The organism is Phocaeicola sp., from assembly GCF_048170425.1.
GTDB lineage: Bacteria > Bacteroidota > Bacteroidia > Bacteroidales > Bacteroidaceae > Phocaeicola.
Window position 1 is genome coordinate 1 of record NZ_DBEXBB010000095.1, and the last position, 8,926, is coordinate 8,926.

General features: G+C 45.4%; 5 protein-coding genes and 1 tRNA gene. 3 read left to right on the forward strand and 3 right to left on the reverse strand.

Annotation, left to right across the window (positions count from 1 at the left end):
• Positions 1-710: 710 nt before the first annotated feature.
• On the reverse strand, positions 711-3,677 hold the full coding sequence (locus ACMJ0U_RS04015; RefSeq protein WP_417128340.1) for a PEP/pyruvate-binding domain-containing protein: 2,967 nt from the start codon (positions 3,675-3,677) through the stop codon (positions 711-713).
• A 210-nt stretch (positions 3,678-3,887) separates the two neighbouring features.
• Here ACMJ0U_RS04015 and gdhA point away from each other — a divergent pair, with 210 nt between their 5' ends.
• The gene (gene gdhA / locus ACMJ0U_RS04020; protein WP_417128341.1) at positions 3,888-5,225 is read left to right on the forward strand and encodes an NADP-specific glutamate dehydrogenase; all 1,338 of its coding nucleotides are present in this window, start codon (positions 3,888-3,890) and stop codon (positions 5,223-5,225) included.
• A gap of 232 nt (positions 5,226-5,457) precedes the next feature.
• Here the strand turns inward: gdhA and ACMJ0U_RS04025 are convergent.
• Positions 5,458-5,531, reverse strand: a tRNA-His gene (locus ACMJ0U_RS04025).
• Positions 5,532-5,618: 87 nt separating this feature from the next.
• Positions 5,619-6,497, reverse strand: a complete 879-nt coding sequence (folD, locus tag ACMJ0U_RS04030; RefSeq protein WP_417128343.1) for a bifunctional methylenetetrahydrofolate dehydrogenase/methenyltetrahydrofolate cyclohydrolase FolD — start codon at positions 6,495-6,497, stop codon at positions 5,619-5,621.
• A gap of 167 nt (positions 6,498-6,664) precedes the next feature.
• On the opposite strand from folD, the gene ACMJ0U_RS04035 reads away from it, so the two are divergent.
• The gene (locus tag ACMJ0U_RS04035; protein ID WP_417128345.1) at positions 6,665-7,852 is read left to right on the forward strand and encodes an N-acetylmuramoyl-L-alanine amidase family protein; all 1,188 of its coding nucleotides are present in this window, start codon (positions 6,665-6,667) and stop codon (positions 7,850-7,852) included.
• A 96-nt stretch (positions 7,853-7,948) separates the two neighbouring features.
• The gene (locus ACMJ0U_RS04040) at positions 7,949-8,836 is read left to right on the forward strand and encodes an MlaD family protein (RefSeq protein WP_417128347.1); all 888 of its coding nucleotides are present in this window, start codon (positions 7,949-7,951) and stop codon (positions 8,834-8,836) included.
• Positions 8,837-8,926 lie beyond the last annotated feature (90 nt).

Below are 8,926 nucleotides of genomic sequence, written 5' to 3' on the forward strand. Positions count from 1 at the left end.
ATTTGTCTTTATTCATATGCAACCTAAGTTAAGGCTGCAAAGTTATGATTTCAAATCGTTGCGCAAGGAAACCTCTTGTAACAAACTGTAATTCAATTATTTCAAAGAGCTATTCGCGATTTTTAGTGGACAGTAATGTACTAATATATTTTATAAGTCTTATTTAAGACTAAAGAAATGAATACAAAAGAACCTAATGTGTCTTATAAATCACTTTAGCTGCACCGTCAAATCATCTATTTCCAGCAATGTTCTTTACTATGCAATTAAATTCTTCAATCGATCCCCCTCTCTCTATTTTTACATACAAATCGTAAACAAAGCAAACAACTATCTGGATGCAAATAACTTATAATTCAACAAATTTATGTTATCTACCCCCTGACTGGTCGAATCAATTATTTCTAATCCTATCGGTATTTTATAGAAAATACTTTTTCATCATCTACGTTTCTCGGTGCGGCAACTTATGTTTCTGTCGGCGGAAACGTATGTTTTACCCATAAAAGACCTATGTTTCTATGCTGAAAAACATAAAAAGGGGGCTTTACATTTTTGAAAAAACAAATCAGCTTTCTATTTTTGTCAAATCCACAGATTTTCAGAAACTTAATTTACTGATGATATTCTATAAAAAACGGGGGCAAGCAAAGACTTGGAAAAGTCAAGACTTGCCCCCTGTGAATAATCAAGTTTTCAGTCAAAGCCGGTCAATCTTCCGGCAGTTCTACTACGCCGAGCTTTTTCTTTCCGTCCATCTTGACGGACAAAGGTTTTGCAAACCGTACCCAGCGCAGGTACTGGGTTTCTTCTACCGCCGGCATGCTGTCGAGCAAAGCCTGGTTGTAGATGCCGTCGTTCATATAGGCATTGATGGTGAAGTATCCTACCCCGAAGGAAGTCAGATTCTGGAAGAAATGAGTTCCCTGGCTGGGGTCTACACGGTAATTGGTCAGTCCGGCCTCCACAATGATGCGTGCTGCCGAAATGTGGGGCCATTTCACCGGAATGCCCAGCCACGTGTCGCTGCTTCCCCAGCGTCCGGGGCCGACCAGTATGTAGTGTTTCCCTTCATCGAGGAAACGACGGTTGAACTTTTCAATGTCGTAAGCTATCAACTGGTTATTGGATGCGGAATAGCCTTCTGTCTTGACATAAATGACATCTTGCATGTCATCCATCATGCCATGTCCCAAGGAGTTTTCGCTCTTGAGCAGCAAGCGTTCATCGGGAATCACACTCAGGTCTTCATCCAGTCCGGCTTTCACATCGACCATCGGACGTATCTGCAACAGATAGAAGATGCCGCTCTTTGTACGGGCATCAAAGTTGACGGCAAACTCGATTTCTACCGGACGGCGCATTTCACCCTGTCCATACTTCTGTGCCAGTTGCAGGATGCGGGCCAGCGGGAATACATCGTGCTGCAAGACATTGGCAAAGGTTATCAGCTTACGCCCCCCGGGATAAATGCCGTCGCGTATCACCATATCATACGGGTCGTAGGTGGAAGCGATGAAATTCAAGGCTCCGTCGGCTTCAGCATCTTTTACATGAAGATTCAGAAGATTAAACCCGTCGTCGAGCGAGAAGTTCTGTCCCAGGTTCTTCAAGTCGAGGGCATAGAAGCGGGTCTGTGTTTCACGCAGGGCGATTTCCATTTCGCTGGTCTGGAGCACTTGCGTAGGGTGATACGGACACACGCGCAAGGTCAGCCCGCCGTCTACAATGTATTTTCCTAACCCCAAAGCCAGGCTGACGGTTCCTTCTTCGGCCAGCTCGTCATTAATCGGGTAATAGTTGATGGAGCGGGCTACGCCGGAAATGGCCGGATAATAGCGGTCGCCATACTGGGTGCCGACCACTTCCTGCAGGATAACGGCCATTTTTTCCTGGTCTATCACGTTGCTGGTGGCCTGCATGTAAGCTTTGCTGTCCTTATAATATACGGAGGCATACACTCCCTTGATGGCATCGCCCAGCATGCGGAGCATTTCGTACTTGTCGTCCAGATAGGGAATCATGTAAGTGGAATAGATTCCGGCAAAGGGCTGGTAATGGGAGTCTTCCAGCAAACTGGAGGAACGGATGGCAATCGGAGCCTTCACGGCATCGAAAAAGGCAAAGAAGTCTTCTACCAGGCGGTCGGGAAGCTTGGCACGAAGGAAGGCACGGAGAATCACGTCGTCGGCCGCATCGCTCAGGGCTATCTGGTACAACTGATTGGAGTCCATGAACTCGTCGAATATGTCGGTACAGAGGACTACGGTTTTCGGAATCATGACGGAGGCATTCTCGAACTCATCGAACTCCGTGTGGCGTTTCACCATGTTGTCAATGAAGGCCAGGCCTCGCCCCTTGCCTCCCAACGAGCCATCGCCGATACGGGCAAAGTTGGAATAGCGGTCGAAACGGTCGCGCTGGAACACGGCTACCACACCCTGGTTTTTCATCTTGCGGTATTTCACGATGGCCTCAAAAATAATCTGACGGTGTGCATCGATGTCCTGAAGGGATTCCCATGTAATCTGTTTCAAAAACTCAGCTACCGGAAAGATAGCACGCGAATACAACCAGCGCGAAATATGATTACGACTGATGTGATAAAGGAAAGACTCTGCAGGGATGGCAAATATCACGTTCTGTAGTTCCTTCAGGTTGTGGATACGGGCCACCTCCTTCATGGTGTGGGGGTCACGGAAAATGAAATCACCGAAGCCGAAGTTGTCTGACACGGCTTCACGGAGGTCAATGTTCATCTTCTTGGAATTCTTGTCAATGAACACGGCATCCAGCTCCGGTGCATAGCAGCGGTTGCTTTCTTCTGCCGACTGAAGGATGAGTGGTATGAACGGATCACGCTTACGCACTTCACGCAACAGGGTCACGCCGGCCTGCGGATCATTGATGCCGTCGTGCGGAAAACGGGCATCGGATATGATACCAAGCACATTGTTCTGGTACTTATTATATAAATCCGTAGCTTCTTCGTAGGAACGGGCCAGCACAATCTTAGGACGTCCGCGCATACGGAGGGTGCGCTGGTGCTCGTTCAGAGCCTCTGTGGCAAACTCCTGACTTTGCCGGAGAACGAACTTGTAGAGGTTGGGCAATACGGAGGAATAGAAGCGGATGGAATCCTCTACCAGCATAATCATCTGTACGCCGACCTCCTTGATGTCATGTTCCAGGTTCATCTTGTCTTCTATCAATTTGATGATGGACACCAGCAAGTCGGTATTTCCCAGCCAGCAGAACACGTATTCAAAGATGCTCAAATCTTCATGCTCCATCCGTTCCTTGATGCCGTGTGAGAAGGGAGTCAATACTACCAGCGGAAGATGGGGGTACTGCTTCTTGATGTCGCGGGCAATGTCGAACGTGTCGCTGTTGTCGGATCCCGGCATACAGATGACCAGGTCGAACATGGTGTTGCGCAACTGCTCCCAAGCCTCTTCTGCCGTAGAAACCTGCGTAAAACGAGGAGGATAGCGAAGACTTAAATTCATATATTCATTGAAAATCTTTTCGTCAATGCGCCCGTCGTCTTCAAGCATGAACGCATCGTAAGGATTGGCCACCAGCAGCACATTGAAAATACGCTTGGTCATAAGGTTGGCAAACTGCGTATCCTTGAAATAAAGCTGACGGAGTTTAATTCTTAGTTTGGTGAGCATGGTATCTTCTTTTAAAGCTTATTATATTATGAAAAACAAAAATCGGAATTTCACACGATTTTTGCAAATCTTTCTTGATAGTTGATAAAAAACTAACAAAATTCAACCAAAACATCAAAAAATCGGGTAAAACACTTTGAATATACAGGTAAATTCCTATCTTTGCAGATACAAAATATTTCATTTTGTCAGACCTTAAATTATTTGATTATGGACATTAATAAAATCATGTCATCACTGGAAGCCAAGCATCCAGGTGAATCTGAGTACCTTCAGGCAGTCAGGGAAGTATTACTTTCTATCGAAGATATCTACAACCAACACCCCGAATTTGAAAAAGCGAAAATCATTGAACGACTGGTGGAACCGGACCGTATCTTTACATTCCGCGTAACATGGGTAGACGACAAGGGAGAAGTACAGACAAACCTGGGATACCGCGTACAATTCAACAATGCCATCGGCCCGTACAAAGGCGGTATCCGTTTCCATGCTTCTGTAAACTTGTCTATCTTGAAGTTCCTGGGATTTGAGCAAACATTCAAGAATGCCCTCACTACCCTGCCGATGGGAGGCGGAAAAGGTGGTTCTGACTTTTCTCCACGCGGCAAGAGCAATGCGGAAATCATGCGCTTCTGCCAGGCATTCATGCTGGAACTGTGGCGTCACTTAGGACCGGACATGGACGTGCCTGCCGGTGACATCGGAGTGGGCGGACGCGAAGTGGGTTACATGTTCGGCATGTACAAGAAACTGACCCGCGAATTTACCGGTACATTCACCGGCAAGGGACTCGAATTCGGAGGCTCACTGATTCGTCCGGAAGCTACGGGCTTCGGCGGTTTGTATTTCGTGAAACACATGCTGGACGAAAAGGGTATCGAAATCAAAGGCAAGACAGTGGCTATCTCAGGATTCGGAAATGTAGCATGGGGAGCTGCTACCAAAGCGACCCAACTGGGAGCAAAAGTAATTACCATCTCCGGACCGGACGGTTATGTCTATGACCCGGAAGGTATCAGTGGAGAGAAAATTGACTACATGCTGGAACTACGCGCATCGGGCAACGACATCGTAGCACCCTATGCTGAAAAATTCCCTGAATCGACTTTCGTCCCGGGAAGACGCCCGTGGGAGGTCAAAGCGGACATCGCACTGCCATGTGCAACCCAGAATGAATTGAACGGCGAAGATGCCCAGAATCTGATAAAGAACCAGGTACTCTGCGTAGGAGAAATTTCCAACATGGGATGCACACCGGAAGCTATCGACGCATTCATCGAGCACAAGATAATGTATGCTCCCGGAAAAGCTGTCAACGCAGGTGGTGTGGCTACTTCCGGACTGGAAATGAGTCAGAATGCCATGCACTTGAGCTGGACGGCACAGGAAGTGGACGAAAAGCTTCACTTGATTATGCACAATATTCACGAACAGTGCGTGAAATACGGTAAGGAAAGCGACGGATACATCAATTATGTGAAAGGTGCGAACATTGCCGGATTCATGAAAGTGGCTCACGCCATGATAGCACAGGGCATTGTGTGAATATTAAGGATAATTAAAATTACCAACAAGCATGAGGAAAGGATAAAATATTATTCGTATCTTTGAATGCTTTAATTTTTAGCACAAAATCTCGTTTAGTTGTATTTGTATTTTGTATTGTAGCTTGCGCTATCCGCCTGTGAAGGCATGATAGCGCATTTTTTGTGTATAAACAGAAGTGCAGGAAAACAAAAAAGTCCCGCAAGAACTGCAGGACTTTCAAATTTAAACGGGTGACTAGTGGGACTCGAACCCACGACATTCAGAACCACAATCTGACGCTCTAACCAACTGAACTATAGTCACCATGTTGGCTTTCTTTTCAAAAGCGATGCAAAGGTAGAGGATTTTTCCGAATCTGCAAACATTTCATCAAAAAAATCCACTATTTTCTCAATATATTGCCTTTTTTCCCGCCAACAGCGTATTTTTCATCAACGAAACAATGGTCATAGGACCTACCCCACCGGGTACCGGCGTAATGTAAGCGCATTTCGGAGCGACCTCATCAAATTTCACATCGCCTGTCAGTTTGAAGCCGGATTTACGGGTTGCATCAGGCACACGTGTGGTACCGACATCTATTACTACAGCGCCTTCCTTCACCATGTCGGCAGTAACGAAATGGGGCTGCCCCATGGCTGCTATCAAAATATCTGCTTCCCGGCATTCTTTCACCAAATCTTTGCTGCGGCTATGGCATACGGTTACAGTGGCATCGCCCGGACAGGCTTTCTGCATCATCAGCATGGCCATCGGCTTTCCTACAATGTTACTCCGCCCCAGAATGACACATTTCTTACCTTTCGTCTCAATCTGATAACGACGCAACAGCTCCATGATTCCGTTAGGGGTAGCGGAGATGTAACAAGGAAGACCTATAGACAAACGCCCTACATTAATGGGATGAAAACCGTCTACATCTTTACGGTAATCTATTGCTTCGATGACTTTCTGCTCGGAGATATGAGCAGGCAACGGAAGCTGCACGATAAAACCGTCTACATCCGAATCAGCATTCAATTCCTGCACCTTTGCCAGAAGTTCTTCTTCTGTCACATCCGATTCATAGCGAATCAATGTAGACTTGAACCCACACACCTCACAAGCCTTGACCTTCGCGGCTACGTAAGTTTCACTGCCGCCGTCATGTCCGACAAGAACAGCAGCCAGATGAGGACGTTTTCCTCCTCGAGCCACAATCTCTGCAACTTCAGCAGCAATTTCCTGTTTCACTTGTTCTGAAACAGACTTTCCGTCAATCAATGTCATAAATTACTCCTTTCTATTTTTACGAATTACACAAATGTAGAAATTTTAAAATAAAGACCTGCTTATTTTTCGGTTTTTATAGCAATTATTACAGCAATAGAAGAATTCTTGAAGCAACAGAAAGCAAGTCGACAAAAAAATATTAACTTTGCCGCGTTATTTTAATTATGAAAAGGAGAATTCTCAACATACTGTATATTGCTACAAGTCTGCTGCTGACTTTCAGCTTAGCCCCTCAGGCACATGCGGCTAAAACGAATTTCACTGTCGTGATTGACGCCGGACATGGAGGGCACGACCCTGGAGCGATAGGCAGAAGAGGCAAGGAAAAAAACATCAATTTAAGCGTAGCGCTGAAATTGGGACAGCTTATCAAACAAAACTGCCCAGATACACGGGTAGTATACACACGTGAAAAGGATGTGTTTATCCCGTTGCACAGGAGGGCTGAAATAGCCAACGAGGCCAAGGCTGACCTTTTTATTTCCATTCATACCAATTCGCTGGCTTCAAGGAACAGCAAGGTCAGCGGTACTGAAACTTATACCCTCGGTCTGCATCGTACACAGGAAAACCTGGAAGTGGCCCAGAAAGAAAATGCGGTAATTCTAATTGAGGACGATTACAAACAGCGTTATGCCGGATTCAATCCGAATTCAGCAGAAAGTTATATTATTTTTGAGTTCTTGCAAGACAAGAACATGGCACAAAGTGTGAACTTCGCTACTTCCGTGCAACAGTACTTCCGAAATGCCAACCGCACGGACAAAGGGGTACATCAGGCCGGATTTCTGGTTCTACGCGCTACATCGATGCCCAGTGTGCTGATAGAGCTGGGATACATCACTAATCCTGCGGAAGAGTCTTTCCTGCTGTCTGAACAAGGCAGCTCGACACTGGCCCAAAGTATTTACCGGGCTTTTCTAAATTATAAAGGAGGAAAAGCATCTGGAAGCCGCCCGATGGCCGCAGAAAACACTACTCTTTTTACTGAAACTGAAGCAACAGACATGCCGGAAGTAAAAGTAACGACTACACCGGCTAAACAGGTTGCTTCACAAGATAATGAAACGAACGCTGCCGGAAAGCCTGTATTCAAAATACAGATACTGACTTCTGACCGCCAGCTTTCACCCAAAAGCAAACAATTTAAAGGACTGGGACCCGTGGAAAGTTACAAGGAAAAGGGTATCATAAAATATACCTATGGTTCAGATACTAATTACAACCACATACTCCGCCTGAAACGAAGCAAGGTAGACGGCAAATTCAAGGATGCATTCATCATTGCTTTCAAGGACGGAGTAAAAATGAACATCAACCAAGCTATACGAGAATTCAAGCAAAACAGATAAACTTTTTTGGTTCTCGGGGTTCAAACCTTCAAGCGGAAAAATAAAAAACTGCAGGCCTAAGAACCCACAAACTTAAAAACTCACAAACTTAAATATATGAAGAAAGAAGTAAAAATCGGATTTGCAGGAATCGGAGCATTACTGATTCTCTTTTTCGGCATCAATTACTTGAAGGGAATCAACATGTTCCAACCGGAAAGCTATTATTACGTAGATTTTACCGATGTGAACGGACTGGCTCAATCGAGCCCTGTGTTTGCCAACGGTTATAAAATAGGTATCGTGCGCGATCTGCAATACAACCACCAGAATCCAGGACATGTGATTGTGGGCATCGAAGTAGACCAGGACTTGCGCATTCCGGCAGGAAGTAAGGCAGAGCTGGTGACAGAAATGCTGGGAACCGTCAAAATGAACATGCTGCTACAGCACGAATCGACCACGTTCTTAACGCCAGGAGATACAATTAAAGGAACAGCTAATACGGGTATTATGGGAAAAGCTGAAAAGGATTTGCTTCCTAAAGTAGAACAGATGATGCCGAAACTGGATTCTATTTTGACCTCATTAAACCAGTTACTGGCCGACCCGGCATTGAAGCAGACGCTCTATAATGCAGAAAAACTAACGGCTTCGCTGAACGCAACCAGCGTACAATTGCATGGGCTGATGAGCAAGGATATCCCTCAGCTGACAAGCAATGTGACCGCCATCACTGAAAACTTGAAGGGTATCAGTGAAAACTTGAAAGGAATTGATTATGCAGCCACTTTCCAAAAAGTGGATTCCACCCTTCAAAATGTGCATTTGCTGACAGAAAAACTAGGCAGCAAGGACAACTCCATCGGATTGCTGTTGAATGATGACGCATTGTATAAAAACCTCAATGAGACTTCTGCCAACGCAGCTTCTCTTTTAAAAGACCTGCAAGAACATCCGAAACGGTATGTACACTTCTCTCTCTTCGGAAAGAAAGATAAATAAACATATCTAAATCAAGCATATAGAAGAAGGCATATCCGATTTATGCCTTCTTTTTTGTCGCTTAAAACAGACTTGTTTTTCCAAGCATAA

Coding starts and splice junctions, on each gene's coding strand:
- ACMJ0U_RS04015 (WP_417128340.1), bottom strand. CDS start 3,677: ATGCTCACCAAACTAAGAATTAAACTCCGTCAGCTTTATTTCAAGGAT.
- gdhA (WP_417128341.1), top strand. CDS start 3,888: ATGGACATTAATAAAATCATGTCATCACTGGAAGCCAAGCATCCAGGT.
- folD (WP_417128343.1), bottom strand. CDS start 6,497: ATGACATTGATTGACGGAAAGTCTGTTTCAGAACAAGTGAAACAGGAA.
- ACMJ0U_RS04035 (WP_417128345.1), top strand. CDS start 6,665: ATGAAAAGGAGAATTCTCAACATACTGTATATTGCTACAAGTCTGCTG.
- ACMJ0U_RS04040 (WP_417128347.1), top strand. CDS start 7,949: ATGAAGAAAGAAGTAAAAATCGGATTTGCAGGAATCGGAGCATTACTG.